The following is a 22,513-nucleotide window of genomic DNA, read 5'->3' as shown; positions in this document are numbered from 1 at the left end:
TTATTTAGTATTGATTTGGTTGAAACGTGCAAGTTTAGCTGCTTTCTTGGTTAATTGCGACAAGATTGCCAAACGATTTTGTCGAACAGTCTGATCTTCAGCCATTACCATGGTATTTTCAAAGAAAGCGTCAATAACTGGGCTAAGCGCAAAGAGTTGTTCTAATTGCTGGCTTGCAGTTCCTGACAAGACGAGTGATTCTACGGCTTCTGCCAAGGCTTTCTCTTCTTCATTTTCTAAGAGAGCAGGATCAACAGTATCAGTTCCTTCGACTTTTTCAGCCAAGTTGAAAGCACGTGAGAGGGATTCGACAGATGGTTTGAAGTCTTCTTTCTTGCTTGCTTCGACAAGAGCACTTGCTGCTTCTAGCATATCTGCCACAACAAAGTTTGAACCTGCGAGAACTGCTTCCTTGATATCTTTTGAAGTAGAACCCATCATCTTATCAACGCGAGCCTTGATAAAGTCCATAACCTCTGCTTTATTTTCATAAGTCAAGCTGTCGAATTTCAAATTATAAAGGCTATCAATCAGCTCATCCATAGCAATGTGCCAACCAAAAGCATCCAAGATACGAACCACACCTTGCGTCGCACGACGAAGGGCATAAGGGTCATTAGAACCCGATGGAATCAAGCCTACTGAGAAGAAACTCAAAATCGTATCCAATTTGTCTGCAATGGCTAGAATGGCTCCGACCTTGCTCTCTGGAAGTTCGCCTTCGGCTGATGTAGGCATGTAGTGTTCACGAATAGCAGCCGCAACTGCTGGAGTTTCCCCAGCAAGAAGTGCATATTTCTCACCCATAATACCTTGGAGTTCATCAAACTCACCAACCATACCCGTCAACAAGTCAAACTTGTAAATGGCTGCTGCACGAGCTAGGTCAACTGTTTCATCCACTGACAAACCAGCTTTTTCTGCCAAGAGAATGGCAATCTGTCCCGTACGAATCATATGTTCACGAAGAGAACCAATCTTTTCATGGAAAGTGACGTTGTTTAATTTTTCAACAAGGTCAGAAATGACCAATTTTTGGTCTTCACGCCAGAAGAATTCTCCGTCCTCCAAGCGGGCTACCAAGACTTTTTCATTTCCCTTGATGACATTTTCCAAATGCTCTGCGTTTCCGTTACGAACTGAAATGAAGTTTGGTAAGAGTTTACCGTCTTGATCACGAACAACAAAGTAACGTTGGTGTTCTTTCATTGAAGTCACCAAGACTTCTTCAGGCACTTCAAGGTATTTGGCATCAAAACTTCCCATAAAGGCAGTTGGGTATTCAACCAAGTTCAAGACTTCGTTCAGTAAGTCAGCATCAATTTCGATACGTACACCATGTTCAGCTTCGATTGCCTTGATTTGGTCAACAATCATTTGCTCACGTTCACGAGGATCCGCGATTACAAACTGTTCACGAAGGTCTTCTTCGTAGCTTAATGCTGACTGAATCTTGGTTTCTTGTCCTAAGAAACGATGACCACGGCTCACACGACCGCCCTTGATATCAAGGAAATCCAAATCAAACTCTTCATCATCTAAAAGAACTGTCAAAGTGTGTACAGGGCGGATATATTCAAAAGTGTTGTTAGCCCAGTGCATGCTGACAGGGAATGTCAGTGACTTCAAGACGTCTACTACACCTGGAACAATAGCTTCAACTGCTTGACCCACTTCTTCCTTGGTAACATAGACATATTCTTCACCCTTGATTTCACGGAATTCAATATCTTCAACTGTCAAGCCTTTTCCACGGACAAATCCTTGAGCTGCTTTGGTGAAGTTTCCATCACTATCCAAGGCGATTTTCTTTGCTGGACCCTTGAAATCTTCTGTCAAATCAGACTGTTTGTCTGCAAGACCAGTCACACGAACAGCCAAACGGCGTGGTGTTGAGAAGGTTTGAATAGCTTCAAAGGAAAGACGATTTTCTTTGAGGAAGGCTGCCATTTTTTCACCTAGTTGTTTTTCGCTTGGAGTTACTACGTAGGCTGGTAACTCTTCAAGACCGAGTTCTACTAATAAGTTTTTTGTCATATTTTTTCTCCGAAAAGTATCTTTTTATTTTCCAGTTTGCCTTATGTGATTGGCACGCAAGCAACCAACTTCGTTGTTTCATTGCTAAAATTGGAGCCGAAAGTCTCCAATTTTGCCTAGTATCCTTAGCTTCGCTAAGGATACCTTCATCACTACGGCAACTGGCTCAAGGCTCACTCTGTTCGCCCATTTTCGTAAACTGTCACTCTCTTTATTCTGCGTCTTCTGCTAGGAGTTTAGCTCGTGTTGCTTCATCCAAAAGTGGGTAGCCTAGGCGTTTGCGTTCTGCGACAAAGGTTTTGGCTACGACACGGGCAAGGTTACGGATTCGAGCGATATAGCCTGCGCGCTCGGTTACAGATACGGCACCACGCGCATCAAGCAGATTAAAGGTGTGTGAACATTTGAGAACATAGTCATAGGCAGGGTGAACCAATCCCTCTTCCAAGGCACGACCAGCTTCCTTTTCAAACTTATCAAAGTTTTCCAGCAACATTTCTTGGTCCGAAATTTCAAATGAATATTTTGAATGCTCGTACTCAGGCTGGATAAAGATTTCTCCGTATTTTACACCATCGGCCCACTCAATATCATAGACAGAGTCAACCTCTTGGATATAAGAAGCCAAACGCTCCAAACCATAGGTAACTTCCGCAGTCACAGGACCTGTTGCCAATCCACCAACTTGTTGGAAATAAGTGAACTGAGTGATTTCCATCCCATCAAGCCAAACTTCCCAACCGAGACCAGCTGAACCAGTCGATGGATTTTCCCAGTTATCTTCAACGAAGCGGATATCATGTTCCAATGGATTGATACCCAATTTTTCCAAAGACTCAAGGTAAAGTTCCTGAATATTTGATGGAGAAGGCTTCATAACCACTTGGAATTGGTGGTGTTGGTAAAGACGATTAGGGTTTTCCCCGTAACGACCGTCAGCAGGACGACGTGATGGCTCTACATAAGCCGCATTCCATGGCTCAGGTCCGATAGCACGAAGGAAAGTGTAAGGACTCATTGTACCTGCACCTTTTTCATTGTCATAAGCCTGCATAAGCATACAACCTTGGTCATTCCAAAATTGTTGCAAAGTCAAAATAATTTCTTGAAATGTTAATTTCTTAGACATTGTTTACTCCTTTAATTTATATTATCTTTTTAGATTTATTCATCAAGCAACCAAGAAAAAGCTGGATCCTGAAAAATATGACGTTTGGGAACAGTTTGTAAATTCTGATCGCATTCGTCTATTGTACCTAATTTTAAAGCACAGATTTCTGGTATATTTTCTTGAGCAGTGAAAATTTGACTATGACAGTTCTGGCAGTAATAGCGTTGTTTTCCTGGAGATGAACTATAGGTAACCAACTGTTCTTTTCCATGCAATACTAGGTTTTTACTGCTAACTTTGGCATTCACTGTATAGGCAGACGCAGTTGCTTTCCGACAGAATGAGCAGTGGCAAAAAACTAATTCCGACAATTCCTCATCTAAAGTGTAGGTCACTGCTTTGCATAAACAAGATCCTTTAAGCATTATGCTCCTTTCTACTTAGGCATTAGACGAAATTCAAAAAGAACCGAATTTCAACACCCAAGCCTTGCGACTAGGGGCGTCAAAAACGCGGTTCCACCCTAATTTATTACTTCATTGTTTTTAAAAATACGACAGAAAGCGCCAGTTTCTTACCTTGTTCTACTTGGCTCCCACTACCCCAAGATCGCTGAAGAACGCCATAAGACTTTCTTTCCTAGCTAGTATTATAGCAGATTTTCTAGCTAGTGTAAACCAAAAATGAGTCTGAAAACAAAGTTCCAGACTCATTTAATAGTAAAGCTTCAGAAAGTCCTATTTAAGGATGTCTTTTCGCTTTTGGTTTTTTGCCATGTAGATTTCTCTTGGCTTGTTTCAAGGCTGTAATGGCATCTTTGACATCTTCTTGGCTCGCTCCTGGATCTTTAAGGAGTTCCTGTGCCTCTTTAAAAGTTAAAAGATAAGCTGCTTTTTCTTTCTTGTCAGCATAGATAAATCTCGCGTTCTTTTCTTGGAAAAGGCGTTCATCTTTGACCAGTTTCTTTAGACTAGAGAAGTCTGTAGCCTTGCCATTCAGTTTACTTTTAGCTGTTGCTAGGGCAATGAGAGATTGGTCAATTTGATCCTGTTTGACTTTAGGATCTACAGCTAGTAAGGCAATTTCTTGGAAGGCACGATCATAAGCTCGACGTACTTTTTCCTTGGCATTCGCATATCGTCCAGTTTTAGTCGTTGCATAGTAAGCTTTCATAGCTTCTTTCAAGGCTGTAACGTTCGAATCTTTTCCATCCAAAGCTTTACCAGCAGCTTCAAGACTAGCGAGAACGCCATCAATCAATTCTTGTTTCAACTTGCTTGACAAGGCTGACTGCGCAACTTGGAAAGCTTGGTCATAAGTTTTTCTCTTATCTGCACTACTATTAAAGTAGCGAGACGTTTCTACCAGTTCTTTTTGTTGATTTACCGCAGCAATCAAGGCCAACTTAGACACAACAGATAGACGCAAAGCATTATTTCGACCTGGCTGAACGAGCAAGGAAACGAGATCTTCAAGGAGTTCGTATCCAGTTGGTAAGGCGACTTGTACAGTATAACGACCTGTAGCAACTTTCTTACCAAAGGCGTATTGACCATATTTTTCAGCAGGAAGAGTGATACTTGTCCCATCTTCACCTTTCAGAACTACTGTAGTCGTCTTTGGAACTGCTTGGTTAAAGGAAACAGATACCGGTGCATATTCTAAGAGATTTGCTAGGAAGGTAATGGTTTGGAAACTATTTTCTTCCGTCAAGTCAAACTCTTGGGATAAGGCACTGATAAATTTCAATTCTGTTCGGTCATAACTGAAAATTTCTGCTGTATAATGACCAAACTGTAAGAAATGAATCGCTTTTGTCTTGTCAACATCAACATATTGTCCCTTGCTATTTTTGATTCGATAGACGTAGAGGGTATCAATATCCTGGTTTGTTTTTGCATCCTTCAAGGCAATTTTCACTCGACCACTATTTTGATCGCGGACAAGTTCGGCAAGTGAGATATAGTCTACATTTCCTGCATAGTCCTCAACAAGATAGTAAATATTAGCCTTATCAACATCCTTAGGAAGTGTATAACTACCGTCAGCATTGGCCTTAATCAGATGGGTGTTCTCAAGCGCACGAGTTCCAGACTGGTCTTTCTCAGATAGAACCATGGTCCCTTTCTGGTCAAATGGTGTCAGGTAGAAGACTTTTTCTGAAAGGATACCGCCTTGACCCACATCTTTTGGTTTACGAGCTACGAATTCTTGGTTTCCATCTTTAAAGCGAATATAACCACTTGTGATGACAGGTTTTTGAGTATCAATCTGAATTTTAAAGGTTGTGTGTTGTTCTTTAGCTCCTGGAACGTCTGGTGTATAACTGATAACATAGTCATATAAACCATCTGCAACAGTATTGCCATCAAAATCCTGACCTCTCCAAGCGGTATTATCTAGAATATAACTCTTCAGATTTCTACTGTCTCCATCAAAGTAATTCTTGCGAAGATCCTTTGCATCGCCCTCCCAAATAGGATGTTCATGCTTGGTATCCGTAGCCGCATAAACTGTAGCCCGAAGATTTACAAGATTTCTCAAAGCAACCGTTTTGTATTCAACTAGGTCTTTGTTTCCATCATCATTTGGAGAAATGGCAATACGGACATTCCCTTTTTCGTCCAACTGAAGAACATGCTTACCTTCAGCATTTTGTTCGATTCCAAGAACGGTAATTCGGCGTCCTTGGCGTTGACCTTTAGACACTAGAAGGTCATTTTGCAAGGTAGCTAGATAGGTAGCATCATTAGAGTAGTTAACGGCGGGATTTTCTTTGTCTACTTCCGTGTAAAATCCATTTTTCCCTTCTCGGACAAGATTGTAAATTGGTTTTTCGACAGCATGGAGATTTTGGAATTCTCCTCGGAAGCCCATAAATGCAAGACTCACAATATCCCCATCATCTGCTGGATCTACAAATCTAACAAACCCTTCAAGGAAATAGCCATTTGGCATTTGTTTGCTGAGTTCAGCAGCAAATTTTCGAGCATCCACTTTAACAGTGACTGTTTGACTGCTGTGGGCTTTGACTGTCACTTCAGGCCAGACTGTCTCCGTTAGTCTTCGAGGTCGAAGGGTGAATTTTCCATCTTGGACTTCGTCTGTATTGGTATTCACTACCATCTTGAGAGTACGGTCAGTATCTGAAATGTTGTGTACAGTAACCTTGAAAGTAAATTGATCTCCAACATTTCCTAAAGTCACGCTTGGATAACCATTTTCACCTGTTACATAGAGGTCGGTTGAAACTGCAGCAGCTGTATCCACAATACCAGAACCTTGCTGACGAGGAGAGGTATAAGTGCCTGTGTCCTTATTAACATGTGGTTTTGCAGTTGACATGATCAAGGCCTTGACAGTCTCTGATACTTGCTCAGGAGTCAATTCTGGATGGTGTTTTTGAAGGTATTCCTTAACCAGAACTGCAACACCCGTAACGTGAGGAGCCGCCATACTGGTTCCGCTGATACTACCGTAGGTATTGTCATTAAAGGATGAGTAAATATTGCCGCCAGGAGCTGTCACGTCCGGTTTCAATTGTCCATCGGTAGTCACTCCCCAACTTGAAAAGTCAGATAGCTGATTGGCTACATCGGATGGGCGATTATCCATCTTGTCATTAAAAACAATCTTGTAGTTTCCTGATTTTAAGGCTTCACCATACTGTTTAGAAATAAATACAGAAGGAATTTTCTTTGCTTCATCATCAATAGCCATATTGATGTTTGCGCCCTCTACATTATTGTAGATCAAAGCACCAACTGCACCGTGTTTTCGTGCATTTTTGATCTTCTCTGAAAAGTTCATGGCTCCACGCTGAATGAGGGCAAGTTTCCCAGTTAAATCCAACTTCGCAAAGTCTTCTTCACGACCTAAGCCTGCTTCGACGTATTCGTACTCTTTTCCTTTTTCAAAGTCCTTATCTGCTTCAGGTTGATTATAATCAAATTTTCCGTTATGAAGGCCGGCATTTCCCTCTAGACCTTTAACTTCAAAAACGGCTGTTGTCAATGTTTTATTGTTGACAGAAGCAACTGAAATCGAATCCTCAACAGTGGATGGATTTCCAACCAAGCCATAGTCTGGGTTTTCAGCTAGTGGTTTTGAATAACCATTTCCGAATGTATTACTATTTCCTGCTGAGATAAGAACAGAAACTCCCTTGGCACGAGCCCGTTTGATGGCATCCACAATATCAGAACCAGCATCCACCATAGAACCAGTGCTAGATCCCAAACTCATATTAATGGCATCTGCTCCCAAGGCCACTGCATCATCAATCGCCTTTACATAAAGGGCAGAACTGGTCGTTTTTTGGCGATCTGAAAAGACACGCATAAACATGACTTGGGCTTCAGGCGCCACACCATAGACCTTTTCACCATTTGGTGCCTCTTTATCAGGGTTTCCAGCTGCAATCCCTGTTACGTGCATCCCATGAGAAGTTCTTTCTGCTTCTTTGATTTTATCTGTTCCGTCAAAGTAGTCATAGGCATAGACAACCTTATCACTATACCATTTACCGTAGTCGATTCCAGCAGCCTTTTTAGCTGCTTCAATGGCTTCCTTGTTTTTAAATTTTGCTTTTGACGGATCCGAAATTCGAAGTACCTCATGATTCAAATCAAGTCCAGAGTCAATAATGGCAACAACGGTCCCTGTTCCCTTGTAACCAGCCTTCCAAGTTTTCGGTACTGTGATGATATCATTACTTGAAAGACTATTGGGTTTTGCAGACTCAGCTTTTTCTTGTTCTTTTTCAGTAGTTGCTGTTTCTCCAGTAGTTTTAGGAGCTGTCGTTGCTTGAGCCTCTTTGTTCTCTATGTTAGAAGCCTTCTCAGTAGCAGGCGCTGGACTGGTAGCGACTGTTGTTTCTTTTTGAACGACACCTTGGTCTACTTCTTTTGCAACTGCGCTATCTTTTCCTGATTCTTGGGCTTCAGCAGTTTTATCAACCGAAGCTTCTACCTTAGCATCTTGTTTACTAGCATCCTCTTTAGAAGTTTCAGCTTCTTGTTTCTCTCCAACTACTGGAGCTATCACATTATTATTGGTTTGGTCAGTCGCAGAGTTTGAGTGTTTATCGTATTTTAGCTCTGTCTTAATTTCCTGAGTTTGAGCTTGATTTTCACCTGTACTCTGCTCATTGGCACTGACTTGACTTGCTCCAAAAACCAAAGCAGTTCCCAATAAAACTGAAGCAAGACCAAATTTGTATTTCCGTAATGAAAAACGTTGTCGTCTATTCATACATAATCTCCTTTTTCTTTAAAGTATACCTATTATAGCGCAAATAGGTATAAATTTTTACAAAAATCTGAATTGTCACAAAAATGTAATATTTACGTATATATCTTACTTATTTAATTTTATCATTCGTGTTATTTTCTCCATCAAACCAATATTTTCTAAATTTGTTCCTATATTTCAATCCATGAAATTATTTCATTATACAAACAATCTAGATTTTTTATACACAAAAAGACTAGGATTTAAAATTCCTAGTCTTTGTTATTTCAGTATAAATAGATTTTACAAACTAAAAATCCATCTCATCCACACGAGGTGCGCCCGAAGTCACTGAAATTGTCTTTAAGACTTCTCGCTCGTCATTGCTGAGTTCAATCCCAAAACAGTCGAGATTGCTCTGGATACGAGAGACTGTCACTGACTTAGGTAGGGGTAAAAAACTTTCTGCCAAACTCCAAGCCAAGGCAATTTGAGCCACTGATTTCCCATGCTTAGCAGCAATTTCTTGGACTTCTTTCTGTTCAAACAACTCTCCTTGGCCAAAAGGTCCCCAAGCCTCTAAGAGAATTCCTTTCTCTCTACAGTAGTCAACCACTTCCTCTTGATAAACTCCTGGTGCCAAGCGCACCTGATTGACCGCTGGAATGATTCTTGCTGTTTCAAGCAAGGTATCCAAATGATGGGGGAGGAAGTTACTAACGCCGATGGCACGGATTTTGCCTTCTTGGTAAAGATCCTCCATCGCTCTCCAGACTTCAGCATTGCGAGTTTTCCATTCGCCATTTTCTCTTAAAGGTTTAGGATTTGGCCAATGGATAAGGTACAAATCTAGATAATCCAATCCCAGTTTTTCCATTGATTCTTCAAATGCTTGGCGAGCTTCATCATAGCTGTGATTGGTATTCCAGAGTTTGGTCGTTACAAAGATTTCTTGTCTTGGAATACCGCTATCTCGAATAGCACGTCCAACACTTTCCTCATTTTTATAGATAGCTGCAGTATCGATATGACGATAGCCGGCCTTTAAGGCTTCTAAAACGGCTTGGTAGGCCACCTCTCCATTTTCAGCTTTCCATGTTCCAAATCCTAGTACAGGAATTGAAACTCCATTATTAAGGTTGTAAGATTTCATCGTTTCTCCTTTCTATGTGAAGAAAATCTAAAGAAACAAAATCCTGATTATCAGAACACTTGCCCCTTTAGATTTTAACAATTATTGATCACGATCGTAATAGATCTCGTGAGCTTTTAAGCGAGAATTGAGCAATTCAGGAACGGTCACAAATGTATACCCTTCACCCTTTAAATACTCAATGACACTTGGTAGAGAATTAACTGAAGGACCATGGATATCATGCATGAGGATGATAGAACCATTGCGAACCTGACGTTGTATCTCTGTCAAAATGGCTGTCTCATTTTTACTCTTCCAGTCCAAACTATCCACGTCCCACATGATGAAGCTTAAATCAAGGCCGTTTCGAATATCATCAGTGATGGCACCATAAGGTGGGCGCATCAGTTTAGAGCTTGATCCTAAAACTTGAGTTAACAAATCTTCTGTATCAGTGATTTGTTTTTTAGCATCTTCGAGCGAAAGTTGTGAAAGAACGGGATGACTCCAGCTGTGGTTTCCTACAACATGACCTTCTGATTTCATTCGTTTTAGAAGATTTTCATTACCTGCAATGTTTTTACCAAGTACAAAGAAGGTTGCTTTTACACCATATTTAGCTAAAGTATCCAAAGCTTGCGTGGTTGTAGTAGGATTTGGACCATCGTCAAAGGTCAAGGCTACAACTTTTTTATTTTTCTTAGCAAAGTATGCTTGGTAAAGTTCAGTATCCTTTTCTAATAGATAAGAGGACTCCAATACATCAAAGAAACTGGATATTGGTAAGGCAATTTCCTCCAAAGTCTCCCCTGGATTAGCAGGATAAAGGATGATTTGACTATCCTTATAATCAAAGCTCCAAGATGTCAATTCTTGGTCTGTGAAGCTCTTTATAACTTGATCAATTTTTGCCTGGTCAAGTTTCTTATCTTCTAGAGTTGATTTGATTTGACTCAGTAAGAGTTCCTTAGCCTTACTTGCATCTTTGAAGAGTTTGCTGAGGTCAAAATCTTTCCCATCTTCAGTCAAGAAAATTTTCCCTAAAGAAGTCTTTTCTTTTTCTTCAACCTTTGATGCAGACAAATCGTAGACTTGCTTACTGATACTACGAGCAACAACTCCCTTTAAGACTGGGTCCAACTGCTCACTATAATAAAAAACCAAATCCTCTTTATCTTCCAGCTTTTCTTTGATATCCTGGTTGATTTTTTCTCTAACAGACGCAATGACTTCCTCTCCTTGCAGAGGGTAGTAGGCAATCACCTCAGCTTGACCTTTTCGGAAATGGTCCTTCTGACTACCTGAGTTGAATTGCTGGTCCTTTTCGCTTTTTAGCGCTTCAATTTTTTGTTCGTAAGATTGCTTTTGTAGTAGCTTATAACCAATAGCACTCCCTAATAAAATCGTAGCAACTCCTAAGATTCCAACAAGGGAAAGCAATAGCCTTCTCGTTATATCGTGAGAAACACGTTTCGCTCTATTTTTTTTCATATTTCCATCATATCAAATCGAGGCTATTATTTCAATGATAAACAGGGATTCTGTCTTTTTTTAGGAAAAGAAAAAAGCTTAGAAATCTTCTAAGCTTCTATTTTTAAAAACGAATCGCTTCACGTGTTTTCTCATATGAAGTTACAAAACGGTTTGTAACCCCTGGTTCAGCAACTTCCAAGGCTTGTGAAATTTTTTCAAATGATGCCTGGTAGTCAAACTCTTTTTCAAAAATTTCAAGCGCTTCGTTGAAGGCCTCTTGGATACGCTCATCGAATGAACGGTAACGGTTTGAGTATTGCAAGAGTTGCTCCGTCAAGGTTGCATATTGAACGATATCATAGGTTTCTGTTTCAAGTGCTTCCATATCATTTGTTGCAATTTCAAGAACGCGTTTAACCGATTCAATATTCACTTGCGGTTGTTCTAACTCTGCCATCAAATCTTCTGTGTTATGACTTGCAGTAAAGAAAAGTTTCAAGAAACTTTGGGGAATACCTGGCAAGTTTCTCTTCTCCATGTAACGTTTGATAGTATGCAAACGGTTCACATAGACATTTGCTTTTTGGCGAGCATTGAGGTCGTCTTTTTCAATTTGCGCAAGTCGTTCGCTAACAGAGATTTGCTCATCCTCTATATCCTTGAGGTTGCTTTGAAGCATTTCCAACTGTTCTTCAAGAGCAGAGTAGGCTTGTGTTGACTCACCTTTATCCTCTGTCACTTCCATGATTGCCGTATCAAGTGCAGCCAATTCTGCTTGAAGACGACGAACATGATTGCCATCACTTTCAGGAAGAAGGTAGGTTTTAGTCAAACGTTCAAGATCTTGAACAAGCACCTGATTATTTTCTTTCAAGTGGTTGAGATAAGTTGGTAATGTCGAAAGAAGACTTTCAACCACTTTTTGAGCTGCAATTTCACGAGTGAAGATATCATAAAGTGCGTTGATTTCTTCTTGGATGCGATTATTTTCATACTCTGCATTGTCCAATTCCAACTGACGAATATTTTCTTGATTATTTTTCAAAGACTCATGCAAAAGTTGGAAACGGGATTCAATATCTGTTTCTGTAAAGTGGTAGTTGGCATCCAACAGCTTGCGATAACCTTCTTCCAAATCTGCCAATTGTTCTGGCAGTTCCTTTGTCAAGGTTTCAACAAGAGCTGGAATTCGCTCAACGATGTGTGTCAAAGCGAGAATATGATTTTCAGTTGAATCAAGAATTGCTGCCGCTTCAACCGGGTCACCTGATGAATTTAGGGTAACAAATTGAGAGAATTCAGATTGGATGTTTTCCAATTGTTTCTCAATCTCAGGAAGGGCCTTCCCATATTTCTCCGAGTCTTCTGCAACAGTATGTTGAAGGGATTCAAACAAGTCCAAAGCATGAAGGACACGGCCACTATTCTTAGATTCTTGTTTTTCAAGTTCAGAAAGGGCATTGCGAATAGCTGCAATATCTTCTTCAATCAAGCCAATTTGGCTCTCAATTTGATCAATCTTGTGAGAAGCTTTGAAAAAACGGAAAGAATTATTGTAGCTTTCAGCTTCAAAGAGGTGATTTTCAATATCAGCAAATGAGTTCAGAGATAAATCAACCCATTTTTGGTTCCATTCACGGAAGGTCACCTGGCTTTGACCAATCAAGTGCATGTTTTTAACGGCTTCAACCTCATCATTTACAGGAAGGTTGTAGAGTTCTTCTTTTCTTTCTTCAAGGGCCGTTAATCTGCTTACATTACGCTTACGTAAAAAGATAGCTGTTACATAAGCTAAGATCAGAATGACTGCAATTGCAACCATTAGATAAATTAGTTGTCCATTAGACATATCAAACTCCTTTTATACTAGAAACAATCGTAATGATTATATCATATTTTTTAAACCAAGGGAACTATTTCCCACATTTTTTAGACGTCAAGTGTACTGTAAACAGCGTTTTCTTCGATAAATTCGCGACGAGGTTCTACTCGATCTCCCATCAACATATCAAAGATTTTATCTGCTTCGGCAGCATCATCTACCGAAACACGCGCCATCAAGCGATGTTCAGGATCCATGGTTGTTTCCCACAATTGGTGGTCATCCATTTCTCCCAAACCTTTATAACGTTGGATCGTTGGTTTTGAACGCCCTTCACTGTGACGTGCTAAGGCTTCTTGGAGTTTAATTTCTTGATCTGCACCAGGTTGAATGTATTCTTTGATCTCACTTCCAACTTTAACCCCATAAATCGGTGGTTGGGCAATGTAAACATAACCAGCCTCTAAGATTGGTTTCATATAGCGATAAATCAAGGTTAGCAAGAGAGTTCGAATGTGGGCTCCATCAACATCGGCATCGGTCATCAAAACGAGTTTTTGGTAACGAGCCTTAGTGACATCAAATTCTGCACCAAATCCTGTTCCCATGGCTGTGAAAAGGCTTCGAATTTCTTCGTTGGCAAGGATTTTATCCATGCTAGCTTTTTCAACGTTCAAGATCTTACCACGAATTGGCAAGATAGCTTGGAATTCACGATTACGACCAGATTTGGCTGATCCACCAGCTGAGTCTCCTTCGACGATGAAGAGTTCGGTTTCAGCAGGGTTGTTAGAAGAACAGTCTGCTAGTTTTCCTGGAAGATTGGAAATTTCCAAGCCAGATTTCTTGCGAGTGACTTCACGCGCACGCTTTGCAGCTACACGAGCCTTGGCAGCCAAAATCCCTTTTTCCACGATACGCTTGGCAATCTGTGGATTTTCCATGAGGAAATCAGAGAAGGCATCGCTGAAGAGGCGGTTGGTAATCTTAACTACTTCACTATTCCCCAGTTTGGTCTTGGTTTGTCCTTCAAACTGCGGGTTTGGATGCTTAACAGAGATAACTGCAGTCAAACCTTCACGAACATCTTCCCCTGTTAGGTTATCTTCATTGTCTTTTAGTAGTTTATTCTTACGAGCATAATCATTGATAACACGTGTCAGCGCTGTACGGAAACCTTGCTCATGCGTACCACCTTCATGGGTGTGAATGTTATTGGCGAAACTCATGACGTTTTCGTGGTAACCAGTTGTGTACTGCATGGCTACTTCAACTGTGATATCATCCATCTCACCGTCTGTGTAGATAGGTGTATCAAAGATCACATCCTTGTTCTCGTTGATATATTCAACGTAGCTAGCAATCCCACCCTCATAGTGGTAATGTTTAGTCTGTTCGAGACCATCACGCTTATCTGTGATGGAGATTCGAAGGCCTCGGTTCAAAAAGGCTAGTTCTTGAATACGTTTGTTTAATTTTTCAAAGTCAAAAGTTGTTGTTTCTGTAAAAATCTCTGGATCTGGTGTGAAGTGAACTGTTGTTCCCGTTTTATCCGTATCTCCAACCACCTCAAGATCAGCAACAACATGACCACGACGGTATTCTTGGTAATGAATCTTACCGTTTTTATGGACATGAACATCTAGTTGAGTTGAAAGAGCGTTTACTACTGATGAACCTACACCGTGTAATCCACCTGAAACCTTGTATCCGCCACCGCCGAATTTTCCTCCAGCGTGAAGAACTGTAAAGACGGTCTCAACAGCGGGACGTCCTGTCTTTTCCTGAATATCAACAGGAATTCCACGCCCATCATCCACTACGGTGATGGAGTTATCTGGCTCTATAAAGACTTGGATGTGACTGGCAAATCCAGCTAGGGCTTCGTCAATTGAGTTATCAACGATTTCCCATACTAGATGGTGAAGACCTTCTTTTGAAGTCGATCCAATATACATACCTGGACGCATACGAACAGCTTCAAGTCCCTCCAAAACTTGAATTTGACTGGCATCATAATCTTGTGCCTGTTGATTTTTGATTTCTTCTGTCATTTTTTCCCTTTTCTTACATGTCTATTGCTTGTCTCAATGTCGCAACGTTATTAAAAAGATAGGCATCTAAGCCAGCAGCTTTACCTGCTTCTACATCAATATTTCTGTCACCAATGACCAAACCAGATGTAATATGATATTTATCACGTAAATAAATCATGGACTCAGGATCTGGTTTCCGTTTAAAGCCAGAACTGGCAGTCACCACCTCGGTGAAGTAGTTCGCTATCTGGGTCTTAGCAAGAAGTTCTAGTACTTGGTCATTTCGATGAGAAACCAAGAAATGGCGGCCACCCTTGTCCGAAATGTCTTTGAGTAATTCTGGAATTCCCTCAAACAAAACTGGATGTTCTAGCTCACGCGCTTCATTTTCTTTGTAGTTCTCTAAAAAACCCTCGATATTTGGTGCAAACTTCTCGATGGCAAAAGCTGTCGAAACCTTCAAAGCTTCGTAGACTCGGTCGTGTTCTTGCTCTATTCCGTATTGGGCTAAGGTTTCTACAAAGGCTGCAGTAGAAGTCTCATAATTATCCAATAGGGTACCACCTAAATCCCATATATAGTCGTGATATTTCATACCCTTCATTATACCATTTTTTTATGAAAAAAGCGATGATTTCCTAGATTTTTCGGCTCTATAATTTATATAGAGAGTAAAACACTATTGCATCTATGGAGCCTTTTTGTGAAGAATAGCTCCTCTATAAATAATCAAGCAAAATCTTTCTTATCTCAAATGTACAAATTAAAGAATAGAAACTACTAACAACCGCGTCATTGTTCACAAACGAAACGCTTTTGGATTTTCAAACTTTAAAAATAGAATACTCATTGCTTTGAATACCACAATAGAGTGCAGAAAAAGATTATTCCAATATGGAGTCCCTTGTTAATTCATTACAGTTCCCAATGATTCCATCTTTCTTTTCAATTGTAATTTATTCTCCAAACAGGCAAAAAACGATAACGTCCTTTTAAGGTGTTATCGTTTTTGTATATCATCAGATAAAGTTTGATTTTTATTGAGCTAAATTCGATTAGTTTCTTCCGAAGTTTTGACCTCTACCATCGCGGTCAAAATACATCCAACTTCCATCTTCAAGTTGAATCCATTTGCTTCGAGCCATATCCCCTGAATTGGCATCGAAATATCGACTAACCCCATTCACATCAACAACTTTTCCTTTGACTTGCTTGCCGTCTTGCGTGAAATAGAGAGTCTGTTGACCAACCTGCTGCAAGCCTGTCACTGCTTTTCCATCTTGATCAAAATAGTACCACTCATTCTGGGAACCTTCGACAAACTTGTTGGTTGCCATCTCTCCTGAGTTAGCATCAAAGTAACGGATACTCTTATCTGAAAGTGTCACGATTTTGCCCTTGACTTGCTTGCCATCTTGGTCGAAGTAAAGTGTTTGTTTGTCAATCTTTTGAAGGCCTGTCACTGCTTTACCAGTTTGGTCAAAGTAATACCATTCGTTCTTGGCACCTTCTGCAAACTTGCCGACTGCCATTTCTCCTGAGTCGGCATCAAAGTAACGGATGGATTTATCAGCCAAAGTTACTACTTTACCCTTGACTTGCTTACCATCTTGGTCAAAGTAAAGTGTTTGTTTGCCAATCTTTTGAAGACCTGTCACTGCTTTACCAGTTTTGTCAAAGTAATACCATTCGTTCTTGGCACCTTCAGCAAACTTGCCGACCGCCATTTCTCCTGAGTTGGCATCAAAGTAACGGATACTCTTATCTGAAAGTGTCACGATTTTACCCTTGACTTGCTTGCCATCTTGGTCAAAGTAAAGTGTTTGTTGACCAATCTTTTGAAGACCTGTCACTGCAACTCCATCTGCTCCGAAATAGTACCAATCACTTGGGTTATCACCTTGAGCAAAACGATTGATAACAGCATTTCCTGAATCCTTGTCAAAGTAACGAAGTTTGCCATCTTTAGCACTCACAATCTTGCCCTTAACCTGATAGCCGTTTTCATCAAAGAATTGCTGTCCATCTCCTATCTTGACAAGACCTCGAGCCATAACGCCCTTGGCATCAAAGTAACGCCAGTTTTGACCATCAGTAGTGTAGTAACGGTTGAGAACTTGGGCACTAGTTTGATCATAGTAGTACTGATTACCATTTTCATCTTCACGGATAGAATCACGAAGTTGAATACCATTCTTCAAGAAATAAACGTGCTTGCCATCAATTTCATGAGCACCTGTTACAAGATAGCCTCGTTTATCGAAGTAATACCAATTTCCATTTTCATCTTGGATAAAGGAATTTTTAGCTTGATAACCACTAGTTGAATAGAACTTAGTACCATTGGCATCACTAACAAATCCTGTGTAAGCATTCTTATTAACTAATTGCTTAGGCAATACTATCTCGCCATTTTTGTTAGTGAGATAGTCGTTGCTAGCCCAGTCTTTAAGAACATAGTAAGCCCCACGACCTAAGATATTGGTACCATTGAAGTACTTAGCCGACCACTTGGTAATCTTCTCATCTGTTGTCATTTTTTGACCATTGGAAATCTGTACTCGTTCAAAGATTTCTGGATATTTAGCTTTAAGCTCATCCAAGAAGGCTCCACCGTACTTACCTTGGAAATCAGTCCCATTGGTCTTACTATTAGCTACATAGAGTTTTTCCTTGATTTCTGCGCCTTCACGGTAGGTTCCGTAGTTATTGACACGTGTTGCTGTTACCACTTCCTTACCTGGTAGGTTATAGATTTGGTCTGGTACCCAGTCCGCGATGGCTTGGATATTGACACTGTGAAGCGCACGAAGAGCATTGAGCAAATCTTTTAAAGAACCATATTTATTGTTCTTGCTCATCGCCATATCGTAGCGGTCTTCAAAGGCATAACCATTCTGAATGATAGAATCTAAGAAAGTACCGTCTTGGCTAGATACATACTGAGGTGGTAGCTCAAATGAAGTTACTCCCCATTCCTTGAAGAGGTTGACATTTTTAGCAATGACTTTATTGGTATATTGGTCATCGCGGGTTGCAAAGTCTTGGAAGTTAGAAAATCCTTCGTAAATCAACTGAGAATCAAGAGCTGCGCTAGATTCGTAAACTTGACCACTAGCATTTTTCTTCTTGCTTGCTGTTGTACGAGCATCCTGATCTGCCTTAGCGCCAACTGGTACCCAAACAGCCAGATATCCAGAAACCTGTACATTGCTGTAGCCTGCGATATCATTCATATCAAAGGTCAAAATACCATTAGCATCTGTCTTCTTCCAGAGCGATTGCGGCACTTCTTCGTCAGTTAGATAACGGGAAATACCATCTTTAGTCGTCAAAAGTACAGGGCGATAGTATTGATTCTTGTGGGCTGCTCCCATATTGACTTGCAGTTTATCCCATACATTTAACTTGAGGTTAGGGTTGTTTGAAGCAATAACTGCCATCCCTTGAGTACGGGTTTCTGCTGTTCCTTCATCTGTTGCTTCATTGGCACCAGTACCGTAGCGAACAGAAGTCAAAATACCATTGTAAGACCATTTATCAGCCTCACGAGGTACACCCATATATGTGACTTTCATGTCTTGTCCACCTGCTACATACTTAATACGAGCACGCAACAAGGCATCGATAGCATCGTGGTAAGGAGATTTTTTCTCCATGTATTGACCATCATCGGTATAGAGGTCACCATAGTAGACCCGAGTGATAGAGTCTTTATTGGAGAGCATGAGAGCATGAGCAGTTGGGATGTTGAACTGCGTATACTTCTTGTCTGCCTTGCGCATATCTTCGTTGTAGATCTTGAAGGCTTGCTTGAGTTCATCCATAGTAAAGGTCAAACCATCCGTGTTTGGATTAATATTTTCTCGGATGATGTCGGCAATAACGGTTTGTACTTCACTGTCATGAGCCCGAACAAAGATATAGTTAGCCATCCGTTCGCCATTTTTCTTTTCAGAAGAACGGTCATTTAGACTATTTGTAATCGTTGGCTCTACTCCGCTACGGATAGATAGATTACGCATGAATGAATAAAGCAAGGACAAGCGTAGCTTGTTGTCAATTGCTAGTTGAGCACCCTTAGTATCTTTGTTGTAGTCAGGATCGTTATCAGACCAAGCTTCCAAGATAGACAAATGCTTAATAGCTTCTTCTTCACTTTCTCCAACCTTGTAGCGAGACTTGAAGTAGTCAGATGCGATTTGGAGCAAGTCTGCGTTGACATTGTCCACCGCATCGACACGAACTCCATCAAAATTAGCAGTCGGATCATTGGCTACGATGCTTCCAAAGTTCATCATAAAATGCAACCAGTTGAGTTGTTCGGCCTGAACAGCTGGATTAGAATTGTCAAAGTCGTTAGAGAGCAAGAACTCATAACCACCGTTTGACTTGTCAATGAAGTACTTAGGTGTACCTGTTTGACTAGTAGGGGTACGGTTAAGCAGACGGAACTTAGAGTCAGCATGAGAGCTCTTCTCATTATTAGTATAAAGCAAAGCTCCACCCTGCAAGTGGTCCTTTTTAGTACCAGTTGTTTCAGACTCTGACTTGATATTCCAGTTTGGCTGGGTTTTGACAAAGGCACCCATCAGCGTTCTCAACCATTTGGTATCGCCTTCTTTACCAATTTTTTCCTCAATTTTGCGCTGAACCTGCTGAGAAGCTCCTGTCAGGAGAGCTTGTTCAACTTTGTTTTCAAAAGCACCTGCTCCCAGACCTTGCTGGTTCATATAGTTGAGGTAATTAATCTGAGTACGTTTATCAGGCCACCAAGCCATCAAAAGAGGACGTAAGTCTGTTTCTGTCGAAGCCGTCCATGTTTTTCCATCTTTTAAGATGAACTTTGGACGATACCAGCTATCTGCTGTCAAATAACCGTCTACAGTTTCAATATCCTTGTCAGTCGTACCATAGAAAGCATTCTTTTGGGAGAATTCATTATTGAGACTGCTGGTTCCTTGTTGGAACTGATATTCATTTGAATCAACTAAGGCACCAGTTTCTGCATCAAAATAAAGTATTCTACCATTAAGTTCAACTGCAAAGTTCTTTTTAACTGTACCATCGTCCTGAACATAGTAATTTTTACCATCAATGGTCTTAATATGAGATAGGACATCATCATCATGGTCAGCATTTACAGGTGCAGGTTGAGCCTGATCTGCCACCATTCTTTCAGCTATTGCTCCCTGTTTTTGAGCAGGTTCGGGCAAGCGATCTTTCTTTGCAACCTTTGGATTTGCAACAATCTTGTCTTCAACAGCCGTTTTTTCTCGCTTGTCGCCTTCTTGGTCTTGGGCAGTTGTTGGCCTTGCTTGTTTATTCTGGTCTGCTACTTCAGTTTTAGGAGTTTCTGTGATTGCATTAGCAGCTTTAACTTCTTCAGCAACAGCAGCCTTTTCTGTAGATGCTTCTTTCGTATCTGCTGGTTTAGCAGGCTCTTGAGCATTGGTTTGAACTGTTGCTTCTGTATTTTCTGCTGGTTTAGCAGGCTTTTCACTAGCAGCAACATCGTCTGTCACCTTGTCTGCAGGGGTTACTTTTTCTGCTTCTTGCTCAGATGCTATTTTAGCTTGGGCTGGAGTTTGCTGACCCGGACCACTAGTCTGAGCTGTAGCAGGTTCTTGAACTACAACCTGCTTTACATCATCCGCATGGACAACGCCTGATTCTAGACCAAGTACCTTTGGTGCTACAATAAGGGCCAAGGTAGTCAAAGCAATGGCTACCCAGTTTTTCTTAACTTTATGCATCTTATAATGAATCTTTTTCTCCATCATAAAGCCTCCTTCTGAATTTAGTATAAAGTTACGCTCTTATTCTAGTATATTTTTCAAAATGATCATTTTTTGTTGCACATCTACAACTATGAAAGGCAAATTCTTTCAAACTGTTCTTTAAGCTTTTGAGCAACACCAAAGGAATCTAAAAATTCAAAAAAAGATAGGCATTGCTCGATGTCACTGAGAGCATTGGTATTCCCAACCTTGTAGGAGTAGAGAGCCCTATGATACTTAATCAGCGTTCGATCATATAGATCTGTTTCAGGAATTTTAGAGTGGTCGAGATAATTGAGAAACCTCATAGCAACTAGCAGATGGTTTCCTTCGATACAGACGCTAATGACATTAAGTAGCATCTTGATAATACGGCGGCGATTTTCAGGTAGGTTATTATAAAACTGGGTACGATTGATCATCTCACTAGCGAAGGTTTCCAGCGTTTCCAAGGTCATCAAATCAACACTGTTTGTAAAAAGCCAGAGTTCATAACGTCCCCACTCCTCAACAGAAAAGAGATGATCCGTCAGGAATTCAATATCCTTCTTGCTAATCTGAAAATCTGAGCAACAGGAGGACAAGAGGGCCCTGACAATGATTGTATTGAGTTTATAGTTTTTCTTCTCAGGAAACTGTTCGGTCAAAGCTTCTGAGCTTGACAAAATATTTTGGAGCTTGACAACATTGTTTTCCTGATATGCATCAGCTACTTTTTTTGAGAACAGCACATCATCTGAATCAATGTAATTATGGTAAACATACTGAAACTCCTCTAGGGAAACGGCCATATTTTTTAAACAGCAATAAAAAGAATCAAGTGTGATCCCATTGACTCCCCGTTCAAAACGGGATAGCTGAGCCACGGAAATATCACCAGCAGCTACCTCTTTCAGGGACATTTTTTTTGATTCTCTAATGACTTTGAATATTTTTCCAAAAGTTTCCAACATATCACTCCCCCAGTTTCGTATATGCAAAAAATTCTTACTAATTTTAATATACTAGTAACATGTTTCAATTATATTACAGAGAAAGTACTTTATATTTCAAATTAATACAAGCAGATTAATTCGCATGATAAGACCGTTTAATATAGCATTTATTGAATATTATATCTTTTCATGAATCTATTGATTTCAGTAGAAATCTGAACTATTCTATCTAACAACTTGAAAACACTAACATTTCTAGAGATAGATTCCTTCTTATGTTAAACGAATCTTGATTGATTTATAAAAGTTTGATATAAAATCGCAAGACAATCATATGAAACATTTTTTAGACATGGAGTAAATTAAAAAACGAGAGCCGAACTCTCGTCTTACTGTTGATTTCCAAAGACATCTCGATAGAGCATGCCGTCTCGTAAACTTTCAGCATCTCCTCCTAATTGCTCTACCAATTCATAGGCAAAGGCAAGTGCGGTTGACGGTCCTCGGCTAGTTGTTAGATTGCCATCCACAACTACTGTTTGCTTTTGATAAATTCCGTCAGTAATTTGCTCCTGAACTCCGTCATAACAAGTAAAGTGCTTGTCTTTCAGGACACCTGCTTGATGAAGAGCGATTGGGGCTGCACAGATGGCAGCAATTTTCTTTCCTGCTTGGTTAAAGGCTTTAATCTGTGAAATGAGCGCTTGATTATCTCGTAGGTGAGCTGAGCCTGGCATACCACCCGGAAGAACGACCAAGTCATAGTCGGACAAATCGCCATCAAAAACACGATCAGCTTTCACCTGAATGCCATGCGATCCTGTCACCTGCTCTTCAAATCCTACCATATCACATGAAATGTTTGCTCGACGCAAGACATCAACTACTGTCAAGGCTTCAATTTCTTCAAAACCCTGGGCTAAAATAACTGCAACTTTTGCCATAGTGACCT

General features: G+C 40.4%; 12 protein-coding genes. All 12 read right to left on the bottom strand.

Translation table 11 applies throughout. The annotated features are described in order from the left end of the window. The 12 genes from glyS to GMD5S_RS0202540 all read right to left on the bottom strand — a co-directional run bounded on the left by glyS (window position 1) and on the right by GMD5S_RS0202540 (window position 22,505). Complete coding sequence (gene glyS / locus GMD5S_RS0202595) at window positions 1–2,037, bottom strand: glycine--tRNA ligase subunit beta (RefSeq protein ID WP_000164745.1); 2,037 nt, start codon at window positions 2,035–2,037, stop codon at window positions 1–3. A 211-nt stretch (window positions 2,038–2,248) separates the two neighbouring features. Beyond that, window positions 2,249–3,166 carry a glycine--tRNA ligase subunit alpha gene (glyQ, locus tag GMD5S_RS0202590; protein ID WP_000038733.1) on the bottom strand — a complete coding sequence of 306 codons (918 nt, stop codon included), beginning with the start codon at window positions 3,164–3,166 and terminating at the stop codon, window positions 2,249–2,251. 35 nt (window positions 3,167–3,201) lie between these two features. Next, the gene (locus GMD5S_RS0202585; protein ID WP_000912016.1) at window positions 3,202–3,573 is read right to left on the bottom strand and encodes a GFA family protein; all 372 of its coding nucleotides are present in this window, start codon (window positions 3,571–3,573) and stop codon (window positions 3,202–3,204) included. Between the two features lie 316 nt (window positions 3,574–3,889). Then, window positions 3,890–8,401, bottom strand: coding sequence for a S8 family serine peptidase (locus tag GMD5S_RS0202580; protein ID WP_001081927.1), 4,512 nt, complete (start codon window positions 8,399–8,401; stop codon window positions 3,890–3,892). Window positions 8,402–8,690: 289 nt separating this feature from the next. Further along, the gene (locus tag GMD5S_RS0202575; RefSeq protein WP_000844461.1) at window positions 8,691–9,533 is read right to left on the bottom strand and encodes an aldo/keto reductase; all 843 of its coding nucleotides are present in this window, start codon (window positions 9,531–9,533) and stop codon (window positions 8,691–8,693) included. Between the two features lie 81 nt (window positions 9,534–9,614). Further along, window positions 9,615–11,006 carry a peptidoglycan-N-acetylglucosamine deacetylase PgdA gene (gene pgdA / locus GMD5S_RS0202570; RefSeq protein ID WP_008293310.1) on the bottom strand — a complete coding sequence of 464 codons (1,392 nt, stop codon included), beginning with the start codon at window positions 11,004–11,006 and terminating at the stop codon, window positions 9,615–9,617. 103 nt (window positions 11,007–11,109) lie between these two features. After that, window positions 11,110–12,837 (bottom strand): septation ring formation regulator EzrA, encoded by a 1,728-nt coding sequence (gene ezrA / locus GMD5S_RS0202565; protein ID WP_000064808.1) that lies wholly within the window; start codon window positions 12,835–12,837, stop codon window positions 11,110–11,112. Between the two features lie 80 nt (window positions 12,838–12,917). Continuing rightward, window positions 12,918–14,864 (bottom strand): DNA topoisomerase (ATP-hydrolyzing) subunit B, encoded by a 1,947-nt coding sequence (gyrB, locus tag GMD5S_RS0202560; RefSeq protein ID WP_000134072.1) that lies wholly within the window; start codon window positions 14,862–14,864, stop codon window positions 12,918–12,920. Window positions 14,865–14,877: 13 nt separating this feature from the next. Beyond that, the gene (locus GMD5S_RS0202555; RefSeq protein ID WP_008289140.1) at window positions 14,878–15,441 is read right to left on the bottom strand and encodes an HAD-IA family hydrolase; all 564 of its coding nucleotides are present in this window, start codon (window positions 15,439–15,441) and stop codon (window positions 14,878–14,880) included. A 460-nt stretch (window positions 15,442–15,901) separates the two neighbouring features. Then, window positions 15,902–20,629, bottom strand: a complete 4,728-nt coding sequence (locus GMD5S_RS0202550; RefSeq protein WP_000970255.1) for a glycoside hydrolase family 70 protein — start codon at window positions 20,627–20,629, stop codon at window positions 15,902–15,904. Window positions 20,630–20,715: 86 nt separating this feature from the next. Further along, window positions 20,716–21,579 (bottom strand): helix-turn-helix domain-containing protein, encoded by an 864-nt coding sequence (locus tag GMD5S_RS0202545; protein ID WP_000894366.1) that lies wholly within the window; start codon window positions 21,577–21,579, stop codon window positions 20,716–20,718. Between the two features lie 371 nt (window positions 21,580–21,950). After that, complete coding sequence (locus tag GMD5S_RS0202540; RefSeq protein ID WP_001140928.1) at window positions 21,951–22,505, bottom strand: DJ-1 family glyoxalase III; 555 nt, start codon at window positions 22,503–22,505, stop codon at window positions 21,951–21,953. Window positions 22,506–22,513 lie beyond the last annotated feature (8 nt).

The sequence above is a fragment of the Streptococcus sp. GMD5S genome, assembly GCF_000298715.2.
Classification (GTDB): Bacteria; Bacillota; Bacilli; order Lactobacillales; family Streptococcaceae; genus Streptococcus.
This window is presented reverse-complemented; position numbering and strand designations above follow the sequence as displayed.